Here is a 22,853-nt window from a genome sequence, read left to right as displayed (position 1 = left end):
GAACCGTTACTCGGAGTCTCTGGCGTTGTGCGGCGTCGTGGCATCGGCCGTGAAAGCGGCCAGTACCCGCAAGGTCGCTTCGAGATCGCTGCGGGAAATACCTTTCAAAGCTTGCGCCCGCAACGTATTAAGCTCTTCTTCCATTTTTGCGGTGACGGCGCGGCCCTCGTCGGTGAGCACCACGGTCTTGGCGCGGCGGTCTTCGGGATCTTCGTCGCGGCGCATCAGGCCGGCCGCGCACAGTTGATCGAGCAGCCGTACGAGCGACGGTCCTTCAATACCGATGTGATCGGCCAGCGTGACCTGCCGCACCGCTTCGCCGAGCCGGCTGGCGGTCAGGAGCGGCGTGGCGCACGCTTCGGAAACGTTGAAGGCCGCGAGCACGCCGTGACTCGTGCGCCGCCATTTTCTGGCAGCGACGACCAGGGTGCTGCTGACGGTGCGGCGCAGGGCATCGAGATTCGACATGGCCGGTATTGTATGGCCAAAATATTCGTTAGCAAACTATTGAATTGCGGATTTTTTGCAAGGATGGATTCGTCAGCAGTTTGCAGGCGCGCTGTGACAACTTCTCGAGGCGCGCCTGCGATCTCGTTCAGGCCGCGAGGCCGAGCCGTACGGTACGCGCCAGATCGTCGAGCCGGAATGGCTTTCGTAAGATCGTGCAGCGCTTGACCGCGAGGCCCGAAATATCCACGTCTGCGTAACCGGTTGCGAGAATCACTGGCAGATCCTCGCGCAGCTTGCGCGCCTCGGCGATCACGTCGATGCCGTTCATGCCGGGCATCGCGAAATCGACCATCAGCAGGTCGGGATTGTCGTCTTTCAAACGGTTCAGCCCGGCCCGCCCATCCGCCGCTTCGGTCACGGTATAGCCGAGTCCTCTCAGACAATCGACCAGCATTGCGCGCACCTCGCCATCGTCTTCGACCACAAGCACGCGTTGCACGCCCACCGCATTTCCTTCGACAGCCGATGCCGCTTCGATTGGCGGAGTCATACGCTTGCGTAGCGGAAGCCAGATCTCCACCGTGGTGCCGAGACCTTCCTCGCTGAACAGGCGCGCGGCGCCGCCGGCCTGACGCGCAATGCCGTAGACCTGGCTCAAGCCGAGCCCCGTGCCCTTGCCGATAGGCTTGGTCGTGAAGAACGGATCGAACACCCGCGGGACGATATCGGGAGGCATACCCGAACCGGTGTCGACGACTTCGATCACGACATAGCGGCCGTGTTCGAGGGTTTCATCGGGGGCCGTGCGTTCCTTTACGTGAATGCTCAACTGGCCGCCGCCGGGCATCGCGTCGCGCGCGTTGATCGCCAGATTGAGGATGGCTAGCTCGAGCTGATTGGCATCGGCCTCGGTCCACATCTCTTCGCAGTCGGATTCGTTGACGTAGTGGATGCCCGAACCGAGCGACACGGTGACGATGTCGCGCATGCCGTGCAGCAGCGCGACCACGTCCACCGCTTTCAGATCGAGATTGCTGTTGCGCGAGAAAGTCAGCAACTGGCCCGTCAGTTTCGCGCCTCGCTCGGTTGCGCGTTTGACGGTGGCGGCCATTGCGCGAATACGCTCGTCGTTGCCGGCCCGCGCGATCAGTTCCGAGTTGACCATGATGACGTTCAGCAGATTGTTGAAGTCATGCGCGATGCCGCCCGTGAGTTGTCCGAGCGCTTCCATCTTCTGCGACTGGACCAGCACCGCCTGTACTTTGGCGCGCTCGTGAATCTCCGTCATCAGCCGGTTGTTGGCGGAAGCGAGTTCGTGCGTGCGCTCGGTAATGCGGCTCTCAAGCGAATCGTTGAGTTGCACCAGGGCTTCTTGCGCCTCGATCAGTTCGGCCAGATGACGGCGCGACTCGTACTGCCGCGCACGCACCCGCAGCGACGACCCGACCGCACGCCGTAGTGTTTCCGAGTTCAGCGGCCGCTCGAGCACCACCACGTTGCCGAGCCGCTCGAGCACTTCGAGGCTGCGCGCCGACCGGCGCCCGATGCGATTGGCGGCGAGCAGAATAAAGGGGAGGTCGGACCACGCCGGTTGCTGTTCGAGCCAATTGAACAGGCGCGATACATGACCGTCCGAGAGGGCCTCTTCGGCGATCAGGGCGCTGCCCGCGCCGGCATCGAGCATTTCGGTGAGCGCGTCGGCATCGCGGCAGGCGACGCATTCGCGTTCGTCCTTGTGCAGGACTTCGGCAATCACATCGGCGTCGCGGCCAAACGGTGCAAGGATAAGGACGCGTTGCTCCATGACCTTATTGCCCGGACGTGTCGATGACGTGGCCGGGCTCACCGAGCAGGGCGGTGCTGCCACGGTAGGAGGGCAGGCCTGAGAGCACGCCCTCGAAGTCGCGCAACGCTTCGCCCACTTCCACGCCGCCGCTGCGCAGCCGGAACTGGCGGATCGAGCGCTCGTGCGCGTTTGCCCGGCTCTTCACTGCGGTCACTGCCGTCAACACTTCGCCTTGGTGTTCGAAATAGCGGAACAGTACGACCACGTCGCTGAGATAGCTGATGTCAATGTCGTTCTGCACCTCGCCGATGATGCCGTGCTGGCCGAGCACCAGCATGGTGATGATGCCTTGCTGGTTCAGATAGCCGAGCAGTTCGTGCATCTGCAGCAGCAGATAGCGTTCGCCGGGCATCGCCTGGAGATAGGCATTCAGACTGTCGATGGCGACGTAGGTACAGCCCTTGTCCTCAACCGATTTGCGCACGTCGCAGGCAAACTCGCCAGGCGAGATTTCGGCTGGATCGATCTGGCGCAAGGTCAGCAGGCCGCTTTCTACATAGGGCGCGAAGTACATGCCGAGCGTCGCGCAACGCACTGTCAGGGTGGTGAGCGTCTCGTCGAACACGTAGTAGACGCAGCGCTCGCCACGCTCGAGCGCCGCGATCAGGCACGACACCACCGTGGTGGTTTTTCCGACCCCCGACGGGCCGATCATCAGCGCATTGGTGCCGGGGATCAAACCGCCGCCGAGCAGTGCGTCGAGCCCCGGCGTTCCGGTGCTGAGCACTTTGGTATCGAATTCCATATGGTGCTCCGCCGCAACGAGGCGCGGATAAACCTGGATGCCTCCGGTGTCGAGGGAGAAGTCGTGATAGCCCTCGCGGAACTTGATGCCGCGCATCTTGGAGATGCGCACGCGCCGCCGGTTACCGCCGTAGTCGTGCACGAGGTTGTCGAGGCTGATCACGCCGTGGGCGATGCTGTGCAACTGCAGGTCGCCGGGGTCCGACGTGTTGTCGTCGAGCAGGAGCACGGTGCATTCGCGAGTGGCGAAATAGCGCTTGAGTGCCAGAATCTGCCTGCGATAGCGCAAGGGGTTCTGCGACAGCAGGCGCAATTCGGAGAGGCTGTCGAGCACGATGCGCACGGGCTTGAGTGCGTCAACCTGTTCGATAACGTTGCGCACGGTCTCGCCGAGTTCGACCTCGGCCGGGTGTAGCACGGTCTGTTCGTAGCGCGGGTCGAGCCCCTCGTCGGACAGCAGTTCGAGGATGTCGAACCTGCTGATGTCCCAACCGTGGCTGTTCGCTACGGAGATCAGTTCGTCGCGGGTTTCGGACAGCGTGATGTATAGACCCGCCTGGCCTTCATTGACCCCCTGGAGCAAAAATTGCAACGCCAGGGTAGTTTTTCCGGTGCCCGGGGCGCCTTCGACAAGATACATGCGGTGCGGGGTGAGGCCACCGCCGAGGACGTTGTCGATTCCCTCTATTCCGCAGGAAAGGCGGGCCGGTGCGGCGACAGCAGGTTTGTTTGGCATGGCGAGTAGGTTGGCGTCAGTTTGATGGACGGTGAACTCCTTGCCGGCACGGAGAATGCAATTTTTGTGCCCACGGTTTTCGTTTGCCCGCGTATTGCTGTACGGCGCATGTGATGGGGGCTTCTCGCGGCGCTCCCGCAAAGTCAAACGTGTTCATCCGTGAACGCGCGTCTTCACCAGTTCGATAAAGCGGGTCGCCGCGCTATTGCGCAGTTCCGCCGGGTAGGCAAGATGGAGCGGCGCGCTCAACTTCGCGGGATTCGCCAACGTGCAATACACCGTTCCCACCTGGTCGTAACGTTGCATCGACGCGGGCACCAGCGTGACGCCCAACCCTGCTGCGACGAGATTGATGCCCGACACCATGCGCGGCACCTCGCGAGCAATCCGCGGCACGAACCCGGCTTGCCGGCAGGCCGCCAGGATGTCGGCATACATGCCGGGCGCCCCAGGCCGGCGGACCAGAATGAAGTCTTCGTTCGCCAGCGCCTTCAACGACACTTGTGGCCTTTTTTTGCCCGCGCTCTTTAGCAATGGATGCCCAACGGGCAGCACGACCACCATCGGTTCGTCGAGCAATAACTCAAATGCCACGCCTTCGCGTGCGTCGACCGGCTTGCGGAGAAACGCAGCCTGGATCTGGCCCGCGGCCAGTCGCTCGATAATTTCTGCCGCGTTGAGTTCGGCAAGCTCCACGGCGACTTCGGGACACACCGCGCGAAAAGCCCGGATCGTCTCGGTCGTGAAGGGGTGGAACGCAGCCGAACTGGTCAGTCCGATCGAAATCGTGCCGAGTTCGCCCTGCGCAATTCGTTGCGCCTTGTCCACCGACTGCTGCAGTTCCAGCAGCAAGCGTTGTGCGTCTTCCGCAAAGGCCTGCCCTGCGGGTGTCAAGCTCACGCCGCGTGGCATGCGTACAAACAGCTCGAAGCCGATCTCTTCTTCCAGTGTCCGGATCTGCTGCGAGAGCGGCGGTTGTTGCATGGCCAGCCGCTCGGCTGCACGGGTGAACTGGCCTTCCTCGGCAACTGCCAGGAAGTAGCGCAAGTGGCGAAGCTCCATGGTGTTCCGTCTCCTCGGTCGCGTTCTACGTTCTGTTTATTGCCATATTTTATAAATATGGATAGTGCGTAAAACAGGTATTTTACATTTACCACGCCCGATCCTACGATCTCGTCCATCGCATCGACCGATGCCCGCATTGCCCACGGCAAGCAGGCTCGAACGCATCGCGACATAAAACAACATCGACAGGAGACGGTAGTGAAAAAACAATGTGCGGTGGCCGCATTGGCCGTGGTGAGTTGGACGGGTGCGCATGCTCAGGCATCGGTCACGCTGTATGGGTTGATCGATACGAACATCGAATTCCTCAACCACGCGGGTGCCGCGGGCGGCTCGCTGGTCCGCGAAAATTCCGGTGGACTGAGCAACTCGCGCTTCGGTTTTCGTGGGACTGAAGATCTGGGCGGCGGCAACAAGGCGTTCTTCATTCTCGAAGCGGGCTTCAACGGCAACGACGGCACCAATGCAAGCGCGGGCGTGCTGTTCAACCGGACCGCGGCGGTCGGGGTGTCGAATGATGCTTTCGGCGCATTGTCGGCGGGTTTGCAGTACACGGCGATGTACGACACGCTCATCAAGTACGACCCGATGGTGTTCGGCCAGCAGTACACGTGGATGCCGACCACCGGTTCCGCGGACAGTTTTTCGTTCAAGGCGCGCGTGAACAACTCGGTCAAGTATGTGGGCCGCTTTGGCGGTCTGACAGCGACGGCGGATTACAGTTTCGGCGGCACGGCCGACTCGTTTCAAAGCAGTGCCGCCTATGGCGGCGCGCTCGATTACGACGCCGGCAGTTTCGCGGCGGCGGTGGCTTACGACTACCGGAACGGCGCGATCAATTCGACCGGCATGTGGACCAAGTCGCGTAACTGGAGCGCCTCGGCCCGCGAGCAGATCGGGGACGCAACTATCATGGGCGGCTATGAACATTATCTGTACAACCCGACCAAGGGCAAGTCGGTGTCGTCGGCATTATGGTTCGGCGGGGTCCGCTACCTTGTCCTGCCGTATTTTCGCGTGACGGCCGCCGCGTATTATCAGAGCAACAAGGCGGATAACGTGTCGAATTCGTTGATGGGCGTGCTCGGCGCGGACTATATTCTGTCGAAGCGAACCGATGTGTACGCAACCGTTGCCTACGCGGCCTCCACGCACTACGCGAATGACCAGTACACCCCTGTCGGTTTGACGAGCGATACCGCGTTCGGTCCGAACCAGACGGGCGTCACGCTCGGTATTCGCCACCGGTTCTGAGGTTCTGAGATTTTGAGCTTTTCAACGACGGATTTGACGATGCACCGCGTTCAAGACAGTGCACTGTAATCAGGAGCAAGCTGCATGACATTCAATCTTTCACGACGTCTGACCATGAGGTGCATGGCAGCCGGTGCCTCCATGCTGGCATTGCTCGCGCAACCGGCATTCTCGGCGAACCCCAACGGATCCCATCTAAAACCGGTGGCGACGATCTCGGATACCCGGTTCACGATCGACACGCCGCAGGGGCAGGCCGAGTTTCCGCTGTATCTGTCGAAGGATTGGACTGTCGCGCAACCGCAGGTAACGCGTGCGGTGATTGTGGTTCACGGCAAATTGCGCAACGCGGATGTTTACTTCCGTACTGCACAGAATGCACGCGCCGCCGCACATGCGGATCCCGACAGCACGCTGCTGATCGCACCACAATTCCTCGCCACGCTCGACCTGCGCGTGCATGACGAACCGGCCGATCTACTGCGCTGGAAGGGTGACGCGTGGATGGGCGGCGAAGCGGCCCGAGCACCGCTGCCGATCAGTTCGTACACGGTGCTGGACGCTATTGTCACGCGCCTCGCGGATCGCAAGCTGTTTCCGAATCTGCAGCATGTGGTGATCGCAGGGCATTCGGGCGGCGGGCAAGTTGTGCAGCGCTATGCCGTGGCGGCACGTAATATCGATGTGCTGACCCGTGAAGGCATCGACGTACGCTACGTCGTGGCGAATCCATCCACGTACGCATATTTCGATGCGCAACGGCCGAATGCGCAAGGTGTCGCGGCGCCGTTCGATGCCGCGCAATGTGCTGACTTCAATCGGTGGAAATACGGCATGGACAATCGGCCGCCCTATCTCGACGACCGCTCGCCCGCGCAACTCGAAGCGGCTTATGCGTCGCGCCGGGTTGACTACCTGGTCGGCGGTGCGGACAACGATCCGCAGCAAAGCGCGCTCGATAAAAGCTGTGCCGCCGAAGCACAAGGTCCGCAGCGCTTCGCGCGTGCGGAAGCGTATTACCGGTACATCCAGGCGCGTCATCCGGAAGGCCTGAAACAGAGCTTGCATATTGTGCCGGGCGTCGGCCACGACGGCGCGCGCATGCTGACGTCGGTGTGCGCGTTGTCGGCGATGTTCGACACCCAAGGATGCGAACAATGAGCGAGACGAGCCTGAATCAGCATGAGGGTGCGAGGTCCGGCACGGAAGCGTCGAACGGCTTGAGCCCCTCGATGGTGCGTCGCGCGATCTTTGCCTCGGTACTCGGCAACGGACTCGAGTGGTTCGATTTTCTGATCTACGGCTACTTCGCCAAGATTATTGCGCAAGTATTCTTCCCAGGCGGCAGTGGCTTCGTGTCGATCATGCTGACGCTCGCCACGTTCGCCGTCGGTTTTATCGTCCGGCCGATCGGCGGCATTCTGCTCGGCATCTATGCGGACCGCGCAGGGCGGCGCAAAGCGCTTTCGCTGCTGATCATCTCGATGGCGGCCAGTACGCTGTTGATGGGCCTCACGCCGGGCTATGCCAGCATCGGCATCGCGGCGCCTCTGCTGGTGGTGTTCGCGCGGCTATTGCAGGGGCTCTCGGTCGGCGGCCAGTTCGCAACGGCCTCGGCGATGCTTGTCGAATACGCGCCGCCGCATAAGAAGATGTTCTACGGCAGCTTCAACATGTCGGCGCAGGCGTTTGCCTTACTGCTTTCATCCGGTGTCGGTTATCTGCTCACCACGCAACTCACGCATGAGCAACTGGTGGCGTGGGGCTGGCGCCTGCCGTTTCTGTTCGGCGCGCTGGCGGGACCGTTCGGCTTCTATATCCGGCATCGTGTGGCGGAGTCGCCGGAATTCGAGCGCCTGCTCGATCAGCAGGACAAGCCGCCGCGTGTGACCGTGCGTCAGTTCTTCCGCGACAACGGCGACGCGGCGATCTGCGCGATGGGTGTGATCATCGTCGGTGCGGCGACAAATTATGTATGGCATTCCTATCTGTCGGTCTATGTCGAGCGGCAATTGCATCTGCCGTTGTCTACCGCCCTGCTCGGTGCATTCGTGTCGGGCGTGTTGAATCTGTTCCTGTTTCCGCTGTCCGGCAAGCTTGCCGATCGCTATGGCGCATACCGGCTGTTCTATCCGATCGTGATTGCGTGGATGGTATGCGTGTATCCGCTGTATCACTTCGTTGTGACGAATCCGACGCCGGGGCATCTGTTCATCGCGCAGATGGTGGCGACGGTGTTCCTTGCCGCCATGTCCGGTTCACACCCAGGCATGCTCGCGACGCTGTTTCCGGTGCGTAGCCGCTCGGCCGGCGTGGCGCTGTCGTACAACATTGCGGTGACGCTGTTCGGCGGTATGGCGCCGCTCACTATCACCGGTTTGACGCATCTGACCGGCAGCAGTTTGACGCCGGCCTTCTATCTGATTTTTGCCGGCTTCGTGTCGCTGGCGATGGTGTATTTCACTCGCTCGGGACGTGAACCGGGCGGTGCAGCCGCGAAGTTCGCCGCGCCGCGGTAGCCGCCACTCGCTAGACTTATTGGATTAACCAGAGCTTATTGCATGACCCAGCCTTTGATCACAGATGACGAACGCGCGCCGAATGAACATCCGGTCGCCGTCGTCGGCCGCCAGTATCTGCGTGTTGAGACGCAAACGGGTAGCGGCACCGTGCCGGTATTCGCGAACGGCAACTGGCTTGTGTCTGCGCGTGACGTCAAGCGCGCGGTGATTCTGATTCATGGACGCTTGCGCAATGCGGACGCGTACTTCGACCTGGCGGAGCGCGCGTGTGCGCTAGCCGGTGGCGATACCGCCGATACGTTGCTGATCGTGCCGCAGTTCCTCGCGAGTGCGGACGTCGACGCGCATAGCTTGCCGCCGTCCACGCTGCATTGGGAGTGGACTAGCTGGATGGGCGGCGGGAATGCCGAGGGTCCCGCGCCGATCAGTTCGTTCGAGGTGCTCGACACCATCTTGCGGACGCTGGCGTCGCGCGAGCAGTTTGCGTCGCTCACCGAGGTGGTGATCGCCGGGCATTCGGGCGGTGGCCAGGTGGTGCAGCGCTATGCCGTCGTGACGCGAGGTGAGGCGCCGCTCGTCGCGCGTGGGATTGCGCTGCGCTATGTGGTCGCGAATCCTTCGTCGTATGTGTACTTCGATGCGATGCGGCCGAACGTGTCCGGCGAATTCGCAGTGTTCGATGCGACCGCGTGTCCGTCGTTCAATCGCTGGAAGTATGGGCTCGAGGATTTGCCCGCCTATGCTTCTTCATACGGCGGAAATCCTGACTCCGCTGGCGCGCTCGAATCGCTTTATGCGCGTCGTGATGTCACCGTGCTGCTCGGCGGCGCGGATTGTGATCCGCAGCATCCGGCGCTCGACCGTTCATGCGCCGCGCAGGCGCAGGGTGCTCATCGGCTGGCGCGTGGACTGACTTACGCGCGCTATATGGCGTTGCGTCATCCCGGGAGCGCGGCGAAGCATCGTACGTTTGTGATCGACGGCATTGGGCATGACGCGAAGGGGATTTTTGCGTCGCCGCTCGGGCTGGCGGCGTTATTTGGTGTCGCTTCCTGACACCTGTCGGCGCGGTTTTCGGGCAGGAGGCGGGCGCTATTCGAAGCTTCGTGGGCACGAACCGTGCTACTGCGGTAAGGCCACCTTTCGAAGGACTGCGCCGACATGAACAAGACCCGAATCCTCGCCACTGCAATTGCTGCTGTATCGCTGGGCGCATTGCTACCGTGCAGTGCGAATGCCGACGACGCGCCTAGCCCATGTGCGTCGCTCAAACGGATCGTCGCGGCGGCGCCGGACGGTTTGACCTCGCTGACACCGGACGACGGCAAGGGTGTCGCGCAACCCTACGGCGACGACGCGCAATGCTCGGCGAACCATGGCAGTTATCAATGCACGTGGACGCCCCACCATGACGCCGGTTCCACCGCGGACGCGCTGCAGTCCGTCGCGGCGGACGTCGCATCGTGTCTGCCGGACGCGACCCATGACCAGAATTCACCCGGGCGGCAGCACTTTTATCTAGGCACGCGTGCCAGACGGACCGACATCACGTTGACGCGGGCCGGCTCGAACAAGCTAAGGTTGGCGGTCTCGGGCAAGTGAGCCGGCACAGGCGTTTCGATGCGATCGCCTATGCACGGCAGACGTCGCCGTCGCCGTTAGTGCGATGCCGGCCACCAGCTCCAGCCGCGTCGCGAGCGTCGCAATTCGATCATCGAAAGCGGCGCGATTTCGATGCGTGAGAATATCGCCGGAGACGCGCCGAGCGCGTGAATGATGGCGGCCCGGATTACCGGCGCATGCGTGACGGCAACGACGTTCTGCGCGTTTTGCGTATCGCGCGGCGCCTTGTTTTTTCCATGGCCTGGTGCACTGTCCTTTGCGTGGATCACGCTCTTGCTCACTGTGCTCACTGTATCGTCGAGCGAATCGAGCCATCGTCCTACCCGCTTCACGAGTTCGCTGAACGATTCGCCGCGATGCGCGGCAGCGTCGGGATCGTGCGTCCATGCGGCAAGGTCAAGCGGTGCTTCGACGGCAAGATCGGCAAGGCGGTGGCCATGCCATACGCCGTAGTCCATATCCGCCAGTCCCTCGTGCACTATTGCAGCAAGGCCCAGGGCCGATGCCGTATCACACGCGCAAACAGCCGGGCTGACGAAGGTGGCCGCGTTGTCTGGAATCGACAACTGTGCCCGCGCGGCGCCCGCGTCGGCGAGGCCAAGTGCGTCGAGCGGATCGTCGGCGGGGAAGCGGGCCGCGCGCATTGCCGCGGTCGACGCGTGGCTGATCAAGAGCAGCCGTGTGTCCATTCGGTTGATTCCCATAAAGGCCAGCTTAGGCGGGATGCGTGCGTCCATGCTCAGCGTTGCCGGACGGCAAAGTTTAACGCGTAGAATAGCGGCACTGCGAAGCACGGAAGCCGGTGAGAGCCCGGCGCGGTCGCGCCACTGTAATCGGCATTCACTATGCCGAAAGCCAGACCTGAGCTTCGTTTCATCCCTCTTCAATCGACTATCGGGGCGCGTTACCCCAAGGAGATGTTCATTATGTCCAACGCTGTTTTCGATTCCGCGACGCAACCGGTTGCCCAACCCACGCCGATTCCGCTGCGCGAACTGCTGCCCTGGATCGTGTTCGGCGGCTTGCTGCTGTTGCTCGCGATTTACTTCGTGGGTGCTGAACAGGGCGCTACGTCGCTGGTCCCTGGCATGTACGTGCATGAGTTCGTGCACGACGGCCGCCATCTGCTCGGCTTTCCTTGCCACTAACGGAGTCGAACATGGTTGGTAAATTGTTGGTACGCGGGATGCTTGCAGGCATCGCCGCAGGGTTGCTCACGTTCGGCTTTGCCAGGCTCGTGGGCGAGCCGCAGGTTGATCAGGCGATCTCCTTTGAGGAAAAAGCCGACGCCGCCAAAGGCGAAGCACCCGAACCCGAACTGGTAAGCCGCGAAACACAAGCCGGCCTCGGATTGTTGACGGGCGTCGTGACGTATGGCGCAGCGTTTGGCGGGCTGTTCTCGCTGGTGTTCGCGTTTGCGTACGGCCGCGTCGGCGTGTTGAGTGCGCGCGCCTTGTCCGCATGGCTCGCGCTTGGTGCGTTTATCGCGCTGGTGATCGTGCCGAACATCAAGTACCCGGCGAATCCACCCTCGGTGGGCGACCCTGAGACGATCGGAATGCGGACAGGCCTGTTCTTCCTGATGATCGCGATTTCGCTCGCCGCACTGGTGTTTTCGCTGAAGGTGCGCCGCCGCGCGGCGCTGAAGCTGGGCGCGTGGAATGGGTCGATCGTGGCGGGTGGGGTGTTTGTCGTGATCATTGCTGCCGTGCAACTGTCGATGCCGGTGATCAACGAAGTGCCGGCCGCCTTCCCGGCGGTGCTGCTGTGGAAATTCCGCGTCGCGGCAATCGGCATGCAGGTGATCATGTGGACGACCATCGGGCTGCTGTTCGGCGCGTTGGTTGAGCGAAGCAAACTGCTGGCGCCCGCAAACCGGGGTGTGGCGAAGTCCGCTTACCTTTGAGGTAGAAAGGCGGGGCCGCTGGAGCGGTCTCGCCGACGTGCAGCGCAAGAGAAGCCAGATACATCAAGTACTTGGCGCGCTTGCCAGAATGTTATCCACAGGCTTGCGAACAATTTCTGTGGACAAGTTCCCCGGCAGCATAACGATATGCAAATCGCTTGGTTGCCCGGAGCCGGGGCACATCCGACACTCACTCCAATCTCACGCGAACCGAGCCTGGAGTCATGTCGAACACGTCAAACCAGCGCCCATCATGGGCCACGCACTTCACCGCACTTCTGCTGCTCGCCGCCTCGGCAATCACGCTGGCGACGACGGCCGTGGCCGCGCCGCCCTCGGGCGATCCAATTCTGATAGGCGTGAGCGGGCCGTTGACCGGCCAGAACGCTCAGTATGGCGCGCAATGGAAGGCCGGCTTCGATCTTGCCCTCGACGAAATCAACAGTCACAACGGCATCAACGGGCGCCCGCTGAACTACGTCTTCGAGGACAGCCAGAGCGACCCGCGCCAATCCATCACGATTGCGCAGAAGTTCGTCAACGACCCGCGCATCCTGATCGAACTCGGCGACTTTTCCAGTCCGGCATCGATGGCCGCTTCACCGATTTACCAGCATGCCGGTCTGGTGCAACTTGGCTTTACCAACTCGCATCCTGACTTCACCAAAGGCGGCGACTACATCTGGAGTCCGTCGGTCAGTCAGGCCGACGCGCAACCGTTGCTCGCCGATCTCGCCGTTAAGACGCTCGGCCTCAAACGTGTCGCTGTGCTCTATCTGAACACCGACTGGGGGCGCACCAGCAAAGACGTGTTCGTCAAAGCCGCCAATGAACGCGGCGCGCAGGTCGTAGCGGCCGAAGGCTATCAGCCAACCGAGAAAGATTTTCGGGCGACGCTGGTGAGGGTGAGCGCTGCGAATCCGGATGGCATCGTGCTGATCTCGTACTACTCCGACGGCGCGCAGATAGCCCGTCAGGCGCGGACGAGCGGCATTACCTTGCCAATCGCCGCAGCCAGTTCCGTGTATTCGCCGAAGTTCCTCGAACTTGGCGGCGAGGCGGTTAACGGCGTGGCGACCAACACCAGCTTTTTTCCTGGCGAATCCGGGCCCGAGGTGCAAAGTTTCGTCAAACGTTTCGAAGCGAAATACCACCGTGAACCGGACGCGTTCAACGCCTACGCGTATGACGCCGTCATCATCGCCGCCTACGCGCTGCGCGCCGGCGGCCCCGACCGCAAGGCCGTGCGCAATGCGCTACCGAAGTTGCACGACATTCCGAGTGTCGTGTTCGGCAAGGCCAATTTCGATCCGGCGACGCGACGCGTGATCGGCGTGAAAAATATCAACGTGGTAGTGAAGAACGACAAGTGGGCGTTGCTTGAGAGCAAGGCAACGGTTGCGCAGAAGTAGGTATTCCATCGTCTGTCTAACCAGCCGATCATTCACGACATTTTATTTTTTTGCCATGAGCCTTTCACTCGATCACATTGTGATTCGCGTCCACGACCTGACGCAGACTATTGCAGATTTCACTGCGCTCGGTTTCACCGTGCAACAAGGCGGCACGCATGCCGATGGTGTGACGCACAACGCGTTGATCGGCTTTGCCGACGGCAGTTACATCGAGCTGATCGCCTTTTTGCAGGCGGCGCCGCAGCGTCGCTGGTGGAACGTGGGGCAGCGTCACGGCGATGGCTTTGTCGATTACGCGCTGTTGCCGGCGAGCGTGGGCGTCGTGATCGACGCGGCTCATGGACGCGGGCTGCAGTATGAGGGCCCGCAGGCGGGGGGACGTGTGCGTCCGGATGGCGCGCGGCTCGAGTGGCAGACCGGCCGGCCAGAAACCAGTGACTTGCCGTTCCTGTGTGGGGATATCACGCCGCGTGCTCTGCGCGTGGCGGAAGGCGCGGTGCGTGAACATGCAAACGGCGTGCGCGGAGTGGCGAGTTTGACGGTTGCGGTGGAGGATCTGAAGCTGAGCGTGCAGCGGTATGAGGCGTTGCTTGGTTCTGAAGCGGTGGGGGCGCGGCAGGTGGCTTTGCCGGGACTGGGCGCGGTGTCGGCGACGGTGTCGATTGGCGCTACCTCGGTGGTGCTATTGAGCCCTGTACACGCCGATGCCGCGAGCGTTACGGCCGAAGGTGCGGCCTTGCGCCGGCAACTCGCCACGCGTGGGGAAGGGGTGTTTGGGGTTGCTCTGCGTGGCGATGGCAATGCGAAGGCGCGGGCGCTCGATCGTGATCGCACGCATGGGGCATGGTTCGAGATCGTGGCGGGCTGACTGACTGGGAATCGTCGATTGATGCGCAGCGTCCAGGAACTGAAGTGCATCAAGCACTTGGCGCTGTTGTGGGGGTGTTATCCACAGCCTTGCGAACAAAAACTGGGGATAACTTATTCAGCGTCTAACGTTCCAGGTTTTCCTCTGCAACGGGCTAATGACTGACAGGCTCTTGCGCCGCTCCCTACGCATTGCGCAGGGAGTCTGACGGCATCGATTGGATGTGAATAGCGAAGACGTGTTTTTAGGAATTGTCGGATAGCGGGGACGGGATGCTCCTTATAGGGTGCTTGGGCTTCAAACAAGTACAACTAATAAGGATGACGATGAAAAATAAAAGAGTGACGGATAGCCCGTTGGGCGTGGCGGCTCGCCTGATGGCGGCCTTTATGTTGCTTATGGTCGCGTTTGGTGCCAACGCGGCTGATTGCAACGCGGTGTGGGCCGCAACCGGCGCAAAACCGGGCTCGCCCACCTGCCGGTGGGATGCATACGCCGGCGTGCCTGGCGGCATGCAGTACTACAACTGCATCAGTTTGCCGCTTATCGACGCGTGGTGCGCGACACCCACTGCCGAAGAGCCGGAAGCGAGCTGTCCCGTCGCTGACCCTGTATACCCGGGCAATGGCGCTGTCACCTTGACTGAAGCGGACTTTGTCAGTGGCGACGACATTCCGATGCTGTTCACGCGGACCTACCGATCCAGGTCACTGGGCAATTCCGCCACAGCTATGGGCCCGGTCTGGTTCCATAGCTGGCAACGCAACCTGGGACTCGCGAACGCCAACAACGGCAGCGCGTCCAAGGTGCTTGCGTATCGCGAGAACGGTGAACCCGTCACGTTCAACTGGTCAGCCGGCACGTGGCGCACAGCGGGTTTTACCGGCCTTGCGCTGGCACAGAATGGCCCCGGATGGACACTTACTGATCTCAAGACTGACACCGTCGAATCGTATTCGGCTCAAGGCGTATTGCTTTCGGAGAGTACGAAGACAGGGTTTGTCCGAACGCTGACCTACGGCAGCTCAGGGTTGCTGACCACGATCACGCAGCACGCTGCAGGCACGGACGCGAACAATGACGTCACGCTTCGCCTTGACTACGACGACAGGAACCGTCTTTCACGCCTGAACGACCCGTTGGGCCGCATGACGCAGTACGGGTATGACGCGAATGGCAATCTCGTTTCGGTCACCTGGCCTGATGGTTATGCGCACCGGTATGTCTACGACGACGCACGCTTCAAGAATTCGTTGACGGGCGAGGTTGACGAAGCGGGTAATCGCATTGCGACGTGGAGCTATGACGCGCAGGGTCGCGCGGTGGCAGTCAGCCACCCCAACGCCGCGCAAAACGCGCAGTTCGCCTACAACACGGGCTCCACCGTCATCACCGGCAGAAAAGGTGCGACCACGCTGAGCATGTCGTCGATTGGTGGGGTGCTGCGACCAACCGGGACCACATCCGCTGCGGGCAATAGCAACTCCGCATGGGATGCGTCGGGCAATCTGCTGAAGGATGTCGACGCGAATGGCGGCTCTACGGAGTACAGCTACGACGACACCGGACGGCCCGTTCGGGCGACGGTGAAAAACGCGTCGGGCACGTCGATCTCCACGATCCGCTACGCCGACACAACGAGTCTGCGCCCGTCGATGATTGCCTCGCCGAAGCTGATGCAATCCTTCGTATACGACGCGAACGGCAATACGACCGGGGTTAGTGAGACACCGACCGACGACCCGACGGGCGCCCGCGCCTTCGATGCAGGCAAGGCGGACGGCGTGACGACGGCATACGGGATGACCTACGACGCAATGAACCGGCTCGCGTTCGTTCAGCAGACGGCGAATGGGAAAGTCACAGGGCAGTGGAGAGTCACGCGCGACGCAACGGGAAATGCGTTTGCAATTATCACTTTGGGAAGTGACCAGGACGTGACGGAGATTCTCTCGCGAGATGCCGCTCATCGTGTTCTGTACGGCTATAACCCGACCGGTGACTTCTATCTTCGTTACGACCAACGCGCTCGCATTGAGCGCTTCAAATTCAATGAGTATGAGAGCCCGGCGAACGGTGGCATCCGGCGCGTGTTCAAGGTCAGGTTCGGCTATTCACCGGACGGCCGTGTCGTGTCACGAACCGGCACCGTTGCAAAGAACGGCAACGTTCTTGATCTCAATGACGGAACGGATATTCCGATCAGCAGCGATGAAATCAACCAGTGGATCGATAACTACAACTACGGCGACTCCCCGGTAGGGCCACCCGCCAATCTGCAAGGCGCGAGTCGGCTGCTGGGGGACAACTTTCTCGGAACGTCGACCGTGTGCAGTGGCTGCCATTTCTCGGCAGGGCTGATTGACGGTGGTCTACGCGTTCTTGTCTATCGGCTTCTGCAGAACCCGGTCGTTAGATATGGCATTGGCCAGGGGGCGAGGAAGGTCGCTGAAAACTGGGAGCGCATCAAGGAGATGTGCAAGCCCGCTGCGGAGACGGAGGTTGATGGGATTCCGCCGGGACGGATCACATCCGAATACACTGATATCACAACGGGGGGGAGTGTTCGAAACATCCGAACCGACGTTGGCAAAGCGGAGTTTGAGGCAAATCTAGTAGAGAGCGGCTATGTGCAGTCTCTTAGCAAGGATGGCAGAGCGGATATCTTTTCAAAGGACGGAGCGCGTTACACCGTCAGAGAAGATTCAAACGCAGGGTATCCTACCGCCGAGTATGTACCCGCTGGCGCACCACGCGGCACAATTAAGATACGGCTTCCAAAATGAGTGAAATAGATTTTATTCGTGATTCCATGACCTTCTTGCCGCTTTGGGAGCGTGCGAGTGCAGGTGTGAAAGAACTGGCCAATATTCCGTCTGCGGATCTGCTTTATTTTGATTCGATTGATATATCGACTCAAAAATTCTTCGATCTCATTCGAGCCATGCTGGCGTTCAAGGGAGCAAGGGACTTTGCCTCGCTAGTTCTCAAGCCGGACCCGTTCAGTTATTTTCATTTTCATTTCGGAAAGTATCCTGGGTTTGTACATCGTGCTGAACACAGCGATGACGACTTCTTTGAGTCTTGGCAAAAGGACCCGGGAGACAGTCCAGCGGACTGCCTTTGGGCTAACTCAGAACGATATGCAGTCTTGCCGATCCCAGGAGATTGGTTCGTATATGCCGACAGAAAATGGGAGATGGGAGTGTTATCGGGCCCTCCGGATATTATTTCATTTGCCTCCAGCTTCTATCCATTTTTTCTCGATCCTGGAGAAAATTTCAAGATTGTTAGCTAAATTGAGCTGGCCACTGGTGCCCTGACAGATCCGCCTGACAGTAAACTTCCGAAAACCATGAGCATGATCGACTTCATACACGAACGGCGCGAGTTCATGCCGCTTTGGGAACGTGCCACCGCAGGCGTCCGGATGCTTCGTGACAGATTGCCAACGGAGCTGCTCTATTTCGATACCATCGATCTCCAGACTCAAAAGTTCTTTGAACTTATTCAAACGCTGCTAGTTTTCAAGGATGCGACTGACTTCGCTACTTTGGTCTTGAAGCCTGATCCGTTCAATTATTTTAATTTTCATTTTGGAAAATATCCGGGCTTCATCCATCAGGCAGGGAATACGGACGACGAATTCTTCGAATTTTTGTTGAAGGACCCAGGTGGTAGCCTTGCCGATTCCCTAGGAACCAACTCTGAACACTATGTTGTGATGCCGGTGCCGGGTGAGTGGATCGTCTTTGGTGACAGGTCATGGGGCACGGGGGTGCTGTACGGACCGCCGGATATCATGGAATGCGCAAGGAGCTTTTACCCATTCTTCCTCACACCTCCGAATGGCTTCCGGATTGAGCCTTAGTGTCAGGTTTATTGGCCATGCAAAGTTGAAACACGTTTTCGAGCGATACGGAAAGAGCGCAACTGACAGCGTCCTTTCCGTCTATCCGACAAGTGCTCTGTTTCAGCGTGTGGATCGTCGCAGCCGCACCGTGAGCAGCAATCAACGCAGTTGATTCACGATGGGCACAGTGCGAACCACTTCCTTGCCTGATCGCATCGGCACGTCTCCAGATTTTGTTAGCTTCACGATGAGTAACATTGACTTTATCCACGACCGCGAAACTTTCACGTTGTTTTGGCAGCGGGCGCGTGAGTGCGCGGAAAAACTCGCGGTGATTCCAGCCTCGGACTTGCTCCACTTTGATTCGTCAAACATTGGCACGCAGATTTTTCGTGACCTTATCCGAGGTATCGCGAATTTCAAGGGAACGGGTGAATTCGCTGTAATCGTTTTGAATCCTGATCCGTTCAGCTACTTCTATTTTCATTTTGGAAAATATCCCGGATTCATCGTTAAGGCGCACCACAGCGACAATGACTTCTTTGAAATACTCATGATGGACCCAGCAGACAGTCCAGCCGATGCGATCGGTTTCTATTCGGAGCAGTATGTTGTCTTGCCGGTTTCGGGTGAATGGTTCATATACGCAGATCGGGCATGGGGTGGAGGTACGGGTTTCCTGACAGGTCCGCCTGATGTGATGACATTTGCCAGGGAGTCTTTCGCGTTCTACGAAAATCCAGACCAGCGCTCCGGGCCGGCCTGAACGCGGTTCAGGTCGCTTTACAACTTCGGCTGGCGCCGGGTGCCATGCGAGCTGACAAGAGCACCTTGCAGAAAGGTATTCATATCAATACCTTGGCGCCTTTGTGGAGGCGTTATCCACAGCCTTGCGAACATTTTCTGTGGACAAGTGCACAACAGCAACAGTCAATCCTCCAGCACCGCAGACAAACGCAACCCAAACCCATCGTCACATTCAATCCAATCAAGTCGCGTCATGAAAAATCACTCCAAGCGTATGGCGATGACCTGAGCGCAAACGGCTCACGCCGTGCCGCAGATTCACGCGGTAGACGCCACGCGTGCCCTGCACCGGCCGGTGATGAACCGCAAACACCACCGCGTCGCCCTTGCCGAGCGGCACGACTTCCGTGCGCGACTGCATCCGCGGACGCTGCTCCGTCATCACGAATTCCCCGCCCGTGAAATCCTTGCCTGGCTCGGACAGCAGAATCGCGACCTGAAGCGGAAAGACATGTTCGCCGTAGAGATCCTGATGCAGGCAGTTATAGTCGTCGGTAGCGTATTGAAGGATCAGCGGCGTCGGGCGCATCTGGCCGGCCGCGTGGCAACGCTCGATGAATTCGTCGTGCGCGGCCGGATAGCGCACATCGATACCCATCACCTCATTCCAACGATTCGCAACCGGCGCGAGGTGCGGATAGAGCGCGGCGCGCAGCTCCGCCACCGGATGCGGCAGCGGGTAAGCAAAGTACTTGTATTCACCACGACCGAAGCCATGCTGCGCCATCACAACGCGGCTGCGATACAGGTCGTCGCGTGGATAGAGCGCGACCAGCGCGTCGCATTCCTGCGCACTGAGCAGCCTGGGCAGCATCGCGCAGCCATGACCATTTAATTCTTCTTCGAGATCGAACCAGTCGAGCGCGCCGACGCGCTGTGCAAGCGGGCCGGTGGCGATGCCTGACTCCAGCGCGTCCGCGTGTTTCAGTTTCGGCTCGAATCCAAAATCGAGTTCTAACGCTGGCGAGCGCGGGTTCTTCGCGATCGTATTCATGGGCATTCTCCGTAAGACGATCCATCAGCGATAACCGAGTGTAAGCGCATGCCCAAGGCAACGCCCCCCGACTCTTGCTCTTCAATTCCCGTATCGTTATGAGAGTGCCTCGCGAACTTGCCGCAAGGTTCGTAGTAAAACCCTATCTAACCTCACCCGCGTATCCGGAGACTTTGCCCATGTCTGCCTCCCCAGAGAAGCTCGACGACTGGCTCGACAAAGAGTCGGTGACTGAAGACGACATCACCGCTTTTCCGCTGACGGCAATGGCCGCGACCCTGGAGCGCGAAGAACGTGGCGGTACGGTGCCACCGCTCTGGCACTGGCTGTACTTCTTGCCGATCTCGCCACTGTCCGAGGGCAGTCCTGACGGTCATCCGAAACGCGGTGGTTTTCTGCCGCCGGTGCCGTTGCCACGCCGTATGTGGGCCGGCGGACGCGTAACGTTCCACGCGCCGCTCAAAGTCGGTGAGCATGCGAAACGCACGTCGACCATCGCCAATATCGAAGACAAGACCGGCCGCTCGGGCCGTCTCGTGTTCGTGACGGCGCAGCATACGATTGAAGTCGATGGTGAACTGATGCTCGAGGAAGAGCACGACATCGTCTACCGCGACGCGCCGCAAGAGGGCGCCCGCCCGCCGCAAGCGGCGCTGGCGCCGGAAGGCGAAACGTGGCGCCGCACCGTCGACGCGGACGCCGTGATGCTGTTCCGCTACTCCGCGCTGACCTTCAACAGCCATCGCATCCACTACGACTATCCGTATGTAACGGAGGTGGAGGGCTATCCCGGCCTGATCGTGCACGGTCCGTTGATCGCGACACTCCTCGTCGATCTGGTGCGCCGTGAACTACCGGACGCTACGTTGCAAAGCTTCGCGTACAAGGCGGTGCGGCCTATCTTCGCGGGTCAGCCTTTCACGGTGTGCGGCCGACCTTATGCCGACGGCAAGACGGTCGACTTGTGGGCCAAAGACCACGAAGGCTATCTGAGCATGCGTGCTACGGCGGCGGTGGATGTGTAGAAAATATTTCCAATAAGAAACGAATCGCTGGCTGCCGGCACGCCACCGGCCGACCAGTGGCCACGCGCCATCCGGCCTGCGCCACTCAGCCTTCATAGGCCAAGATCAGCCATTGCAGGCCCGTTCAGACGCCCGGACAAGCCGCTCCGGGCAAATCCGCTTGCCGCCATAAAATCCCGCGTGTATAGTTTCCGAACTTACTCTTGTTTCGCATCGGAAATTAAAGGGATCCTCATGAACGCTTCCACCATCCTCGCCGACCTCGGCATCGCCCACGCGGCGCAAGCTGGCGACATCGCGGTTCACTCGCCGATTACCGGCGAACTCATCGGTCGTGTGGCCAGCAATACGGTGGCGGAAGTCGACGCGGCTCTCGCCCAGGCGAAAGAGGCATACGCGGCCTGGCGCAACGTCCCGGCGCCGCGCCGCGGCGAACTGGTACGTTTGCTCGGCAACCGTCTGCGTGAAAAGAAGCAGGCGCTCGGCAGCATCATCACGCTCGAAACCGGCAAGATCCTGCAGGAAGGCTTGGGCGAGGTGCAGGAAATGATCGACATCTGTGACTTCGCGGTCGGTCTGTCGCGCCAGTTGTACGGTCTGACGATCGCCTCGGAACGCCCGGGCCATCGCATGGCTGAGACGTGGCATCCAATGGGCACCTGCGTCGTTATCTCGGCGTTCAACTTCCCGGCGGCGGTGTGGTCGTGGAATGCCGCGCTGGCGCTGGTGTGCGGCAACGCTGTGATCTGGAAGCCGTCGGAAAAGACACCGTTGACCGCACTCGCCGTCAACCAGATTCTCAGCGAAGCATTGAAGGAATTCGGCGACGCGCCGGCCGGCCTGACCGCGCTGATCAACGGCGGCCGCGACGTGGGCGCGAAGCTGGTGGCCGACCCGCGCGCATCGATTGTCAGCGCGACGGGCAGCACGGAAATGGGCCGCACGGTCGGTGTTGAAGTGGCGAAGCGCTTTGGCCGCTCGCTGCTCGAACTCGGCGGCAACAACGCGGGTATCGTCGCGCAAACGGCGGATCACGAGCTCGCCATGCGCGGCATCCTGTTCTCGGCAGTCGGTACGGCGGGGCAGCGTTGCACGTCGCTGCGGCGCCTGTTCGTGCACGAGAGCGTGTACGACAAGACCATCGAGCGCCTGAAGCAGTTGTACAGCAAGGTGCCGATCGGCAATCCGCTCGAAAAGGGCACGCTGATGGGGCCGCTGATCGACAAGCAATCGTACGCCCGCATGCAGGAAGCGTTGCAGCAGGCCACGGCCGAAGGCGGCAAGGTGTTCGGCGGCGAGCGCGTCGAGGTGAAGGGCCATGAAGGCGGTTACTACGTGCGTCCGGCCATCGTCGAAATGCCGTCGCAAACGGCGGTCGTGCTGAAGGAAACCTTCGCCCCGATTCTCTACGTGCTGCGCTATTCGGATTTCGCCGACGCGGTGGAGGCGAACAATGCGGCGGTGCACGGTTTGTCGTCGTGCGTGTTCACAACCGATTTGCGCGAAGCCGAACGCTTCCTGTCCGACTCGGGCAGCGACTGCGGTATCGCTAACGTGAACATCGGACCGAGCGGCGCGGAAATCGGCGGCGCGTTCGGCGGCGAAAAGGAAACGGGCGGTGGTCGCGAGTCGGGTTCGGATGCGTGGAAGGCGTACATGCGCCGCGCGACCAACACGGTCAACTATTCGTCGGCGTTGCCGCTCGCACAGGGCATCGATTTCAATATCGGCTGATAACGCGGCTG

At 60.5% G+C, this 22,853-nt stretch carries 21 protein-coding genes; 15 read left to right on the top strand and 6 right to left on the bottom strand.

The annotated features are described in order from the left end of the window. Positions 1-6: 6 nt before the first annotated feature. From GH665_RS36970 to GH665_RS36955, 4 genes are all read right to left on the bottom strand, one after another. Positions 7-468 carry a MarR family winged helix-turn-helix transcriptional regulator gene (locus GH665_RS36970; protein ID WP_153141949.1) on the bottom strand — a complete coding sequence of 154 codons (462 nt, stop codon included), beginning with the start codon at positions 466-468 and terminating at the stop codon, positions 7-9. Between the two features lie 127 nt (positions 469-595). Continuing rightward, the gene (locus tag GH665_RS36965; RefSeq protein WP_153141948.1) at positions 596-2,254 is read right to left on the bottom strand and encodes an ATP-binding protein; all 1,659 of its coding nucleotides are present in this window, start codon (positions 2,252-2,254) and stop codon (positions 596-598) included. 4 nt (positions 2,255-2,258) lie between these two features. After that, positions 2,259-3,776 carry an ATPase domain-containing protein gene (locus GH665_RS36960; RefSeq protein WP_153142489.1) on the bottom strand — a complete coding sequence of 506 codons (1,518 nt, stop codon included), beginning with the start codon at positions 3,774-3,776 and terminating at the stop codon, positions 2,259-2,261. A 153-nt stretch (positions 3,777-3,929) separates the two neighbouring features. Beyond that, the gene (locus GH665_RS36955) at positions 3,930-4,838 is read right to left on the bottom strand and encodes a LysR family transcriptional regulator (RefSeq protein WP_153141947.1); all 909 of its coding nucleotides are present in this window, start codon (positions 4,836-4,838) and stop codon (positions 3,930-3,932) included. A 201-nt stretch (positions 4,839-5,039) separates the two neighbouring features. Between GH665_RS36955 and GH665_RS36950 the strand changes: the two genes are divergently transcribed. The 5 genes from GH665_RS36950 to GH665_RS36930 all read left to right on the top strand — a co-directional run bounded on the left by GH665_RS36950 (position 5,040) and on the right by GH665_RS36930 (position 10,219). Beyond that, positions 5,040-6,095 (top strand): porin, encoded by a 1,056-nt coding sequence (locus tag GH665_RS36950; RefSeq protein WP_153141946.1) that lies wholly within the window; start codon positions 5,040-5,042, stop codon positions 6,093-6,095. 84 nt (positions 6,096-6,179) lie between these two features. Next, positions 6,180-7,256: an alpha/beta hydrolase gene (locus GH665_RS36945; RefSeq protein ID WP_153141945.1), complete on the top strand. Its 1,077-nt coding sequence runs from the start codon at positions 6,180-6,182 to the stop codon at positions 7,254-7,256. Next, entirely contained in the window at positions 7,253-8,614 is a 1,362-nt protein-coding gene (locus GH665_RS36940; RefSeq protein WP_153141944.1) for an MFS transporter, read from the top strand. The genes GH665_RS36945 and GH665_RS36940 overlap by 4 nt, the downstream gene beginning before the upstream one ends. A 42-nt stretch (positions 8,615-8,656) precedes the next feature. Beyond that, positions 8,657-9,673 (top strand): alpha/beta hydrolase, encoded by a 1,017-nt coding sequence (locus GH665_RS36935; protein WP_153141943.1) that lies wholly within the window; start codon positions 8,657-8,659, stop codon positions 9,671-9,673. Between the two features lie 105 nt (positions 9,674-9,778). Next, positions 9,779-10,219 carry a hypothetical protein gene (locus tag GH665_RS36930; protein WP_153141942.1) on the top strand — a complete coding sequence of 147 codons (441 nt, stop codon included), beginning with the start codon at positions 9,779-9,781 and terminating at the stop codon, positions 10,217-10,219. 56 nt (positions 10,220-10,275) lie between these two features. Here the strand turns inward: GH665_RS36930 and GH665_RS36925 are convergent, their stop codons facing one another. Further along, positions 10,276-10,929: a histidine phosphatase family protein gene (locus GH665_RS36925; protein ID WP_153141941.1), complete on the bottom strand. Its 654-nt coding sequence runs from the start codon at positions 10,927-10,929 to the stop codon at positions 10,276-10,278. Between the two features lie 237 nt (positions 10,930-11,166). Between GH665_RS36925 and GH665_RS36920 the strand changes: the two genes are divergently transcribed. The 8 genes from GH665_RS36920 to GH665_RS36885 all read left to right on the top strand — a co-directional run bounded on the left by GH665_RS36920 (position 11,167) and on the right by GH665_RS36885 (position 19,048). Continuing rightward, positions 11,167-11,388, top strand: coding sequence for a CbtB domain-containing protein (locus GH665_RS36920; protein WP_028196224.1), 222 nt, complete (start codon positions 11,167-11,169; stop codon positions 11,386-11,388). 11 nt (positions 11,389-11,399) lie between these two features. Then, entirely contained in the window at positions 11,400-12,146 is a 747-nt protein-coding gene (locus GH665_RS36915; protein ID WP_153141940.1) for a CbtA family protein, read from the top strand. Positions 12,147-12,370: 224 nt separating this feature from the next. Next, positions 12,371-13,558 carry an ABC transporter substrate-binding protein gene (locus GH665_RS36910; RefSeq protein ID WP_153141939.1) on the top strand — a complete coding sequence of 396 codons (1,188 nt, stop codon included), beginning with the start codon at positions 12,371-12,373 and terminating at the stop codon, positions 13,556-13,558. A 55-nt stretch (positions 13,559-13,613) separates the two neighbouring features. Then, positions 13,614-14,429 (top strand): VOC family protein, encoded by an 816-nt coding sequence (locus GH665_RS36905; protein WP_153141938.1) that lies wholly within the window; start codon positions 13,614-13,616, stop codon positions 14,427-14,429. A gap of 320 nt (positions 14,430-14,749) precedes the next feature. Beyond that, a complete protein-coding gene (locus tag GH665_RS36900; protein ID WP_246216501.1) occupies positions 14,750-17,215 on the top strand; it encodes a DUF6531 domain-containing protein in 2,466 nt (821 codons plus the stop codon). Next, positions 17,212-17,727, top strand: coding sequence for a hypothetical protein (locus GH665_RS36895; protein WP_153141937.1), 516 nt, complete (start codon positions 17,212-17,214; stop codon positions 17,725-17,727). The genes GH665_RS36900 and GH665_RS36895 overlap by 4 nt, the downstream gene beginning before the upstream one ends. A gap of 57 nt (positions 17,728-17,784) precedes the next feature. After that, entirely contained in the window at positions 17,785-18,300 is a 516-nt protein-coding gene (locus GH665_RS36890) for a hypothetical protein (RefSeq protein WP_153141936.1), read from the top strand. 169 nt (positions 18,301-18,469) lie between these two features. After that, entirely contained in the window at positions 18,470-19,048 is a 579-nt protein-coding gene (locus GH665_RS36885) for a hypothetical protein (protein ID WP_246216500.1), read from the top strand. 222 nt (positions 19,049-19,270) lie between these two features. Here GH665_RS36885 and GH665_RS36880 read toward each other — a convergent pair whose 3' ends face one another. Beyond that, entirely contained in the window at positions 19,271-20,083 is an 813-nt protein-coding gene (locus tag GH665_RS36880) for a 2OG-Fe(II) oxygenase (RefSeq protein WP_153141935.1), read from the bottom strand. Between the two features lie 179 nt (positions 20,084-20,262). Between GH665_RS36880 and GH665_RS36875 the strand changes: the two genes are divergently transcribed. Continuing rightward, positions 20,263-21,108 (top strand): HTD2 family dehydratase, encoded by an 846-nt coding sequence (locus GH665_RS36875; protein ID WP_153141934.1) that lies wholly within the window; start codon positions 20,263-20,265, stop codon positions 21,106-21,108. A gap of 234 nt (positions 21,109-21,342) precedes the next feature. Then, positions 21,343-22,842 (top strand): L-piperidine-6-carboxylate dehydrogenase, encoded by a 1,500-nt coding sequence (gene amaB, locus GH665_RS36870; RefSeq protein WP_153141933.1) that lies wholly within the window; start codon positions 21,343-21,345, stop codon positions 22,840-22,842. Positions 22,843-22,853 lie beyond the last annotated feature (11 nt).

The organism is Paraburkholderia agricolaris, from assembly GCF_009455635.1.
Classification (GTDB): Bacteria; Pseudomonadota; Gammaproteobacteria; order Burkholderiales; family Burkholderiaceae; genus Paraburkholderia; species Paraburkholderia agricolaris.
This window is presented reverse-complemented; position numbering and strand designations above follow the sequence as displayed.

Excerpts from the sequence above, each read along its gene's own strand:
- GH665_RS36905 (WP_153141938.1), top strand. The coding sequence starts at position 13,614 with ATGAGCCTTTCACTCGATCACATTGTGATTCGCGTCCACGACCTGACG.
- GH665_RS36960 (WP_153142489.1), bottom strand. The coding sequence starts at position 3,776 with ATGCCAAACAAACCTGCTGTCGCCGCACCGGCCCGCCTTTCCTGCGGA.
- GH665_RS36900 (WP_246216501.1), top strand. The coding sequence starts at position 14,750 with ATGACGATGAAAAATAAAAGAGTGACGGATAGCCCGTTGGGCGTGGCG.
- GH665_RS36925 (WP_153141941.1), bottom strand. The coding sequence starts at position 10,929 with ATGGACACACGGCTGCTCTTGATCAGCCACGCGTCGACCGCGGCAATG.
- GH665_RS36890 (WP_153141936.1), top strand. The coding sequence starts at position 17,785 with ATGAGCATGATCGACTTCATACACGAACGGCGCGAGTTCATGCCGCTT.
- GH665_RS36880 (WP_153141935.1), bottom strand. The coding sequence starts at position 20,083 with ATGAATACGATCGCGAAGAACCCGCGCTCGCCAGCGTTAGAACTCGAT.
- GH665_RS36895 (WP_153141937.1), top strand. The coding sequence starts at position 17,212 with ATGAGTGAAATAGATTTTATTCGTGATTCCATGACCTTCTTGCCGCTT.
- GH665_RS36910 (WP_153141939.1), top strand. The coding sequence starts at position 12,371 with ATGTCGAACACGTCAAACCAGCGCCCATCATGGGCCACGCACTTCACC.
- amaB (WP_153141933.1), top strand. The coding sequence starts at position 21,343 with ATGAACGCTTCCACCATCCTCGCCGACCTCGGCATCGCCCACGCGGCG.
- GH665_RS36955 (WP_153141947.1), bottom strand. The coding sequence starts at position 4,838 with ATGGAGCTTCGCCACTTGCGCTACTTCCTGGCAGTTGCCGAGGAAGGC.
- GH665_RS36945 (WP_153141945.1), top strand. The coding sequence starts at position 6,180 with ATGACATTCAATCTTTCACGACGTCTGACCATGAGGTGCATGGCAGCC.
- GH665_RS36935 (WP_153141943.1), top strand. The coding sequence starts at position 8,657 with ATGACCCAGCCTTTGATCACAGATGACGAACGCGCGCCGAATGAACAT.
- GH665_RS36920 (WP_028196224.1), top strand. The coding sequence starts at position 11,167 with ATGTCCAACGCTGTTTTCGATTCCGCGACGCAACCGGTTGCCCAACCC.
- GH665_RS36940 (WP_153141944.1), top strand. The coding sequence starts at position 7,253 with ATGAGCGAGACGAGCCTGAATCAGCATGAGGGTGCGAGGTCCGGCACG.
- GH665_RS36970 (WP_153141949.1), bottom strand. The coding sequence starts at position 468 with ATGTCGAATCTCGATGCCCTGCGCCGCACCGTCAGCAGCACCCTGGTC.
- GH665_RS36915 (WP_153141940.1), top strand. The coding sequence starts at position 11,400 with ATGGTTGGTAAATTGTTGGTACGCGGGATGCTTGCAGGCATCGCCGCA.
- GH665_RS36965 (WP_153141948.1), bottom strand. The coding sequence starts at position 2,254 with ATGGAGCAACGCGTCCTTATCCTTGCACCGTTTGGCCGCGACGCCGAT.
- GH665_RS36875 (WP_153141934.1), top strand. The coding sequence starts at position 20,263 with ATGTCTGCCTCCCCAGAGAAGCTCGACGACTGGCTCGACAAAGAGTCG.
- GH665_RS36930 (WP_153141942.1), top strand. The coding sequence starts at position 9,779 with ATGAACAAGACCCGAATCCTCGCCACTGCAATTGCTGCTGTATCGCTG.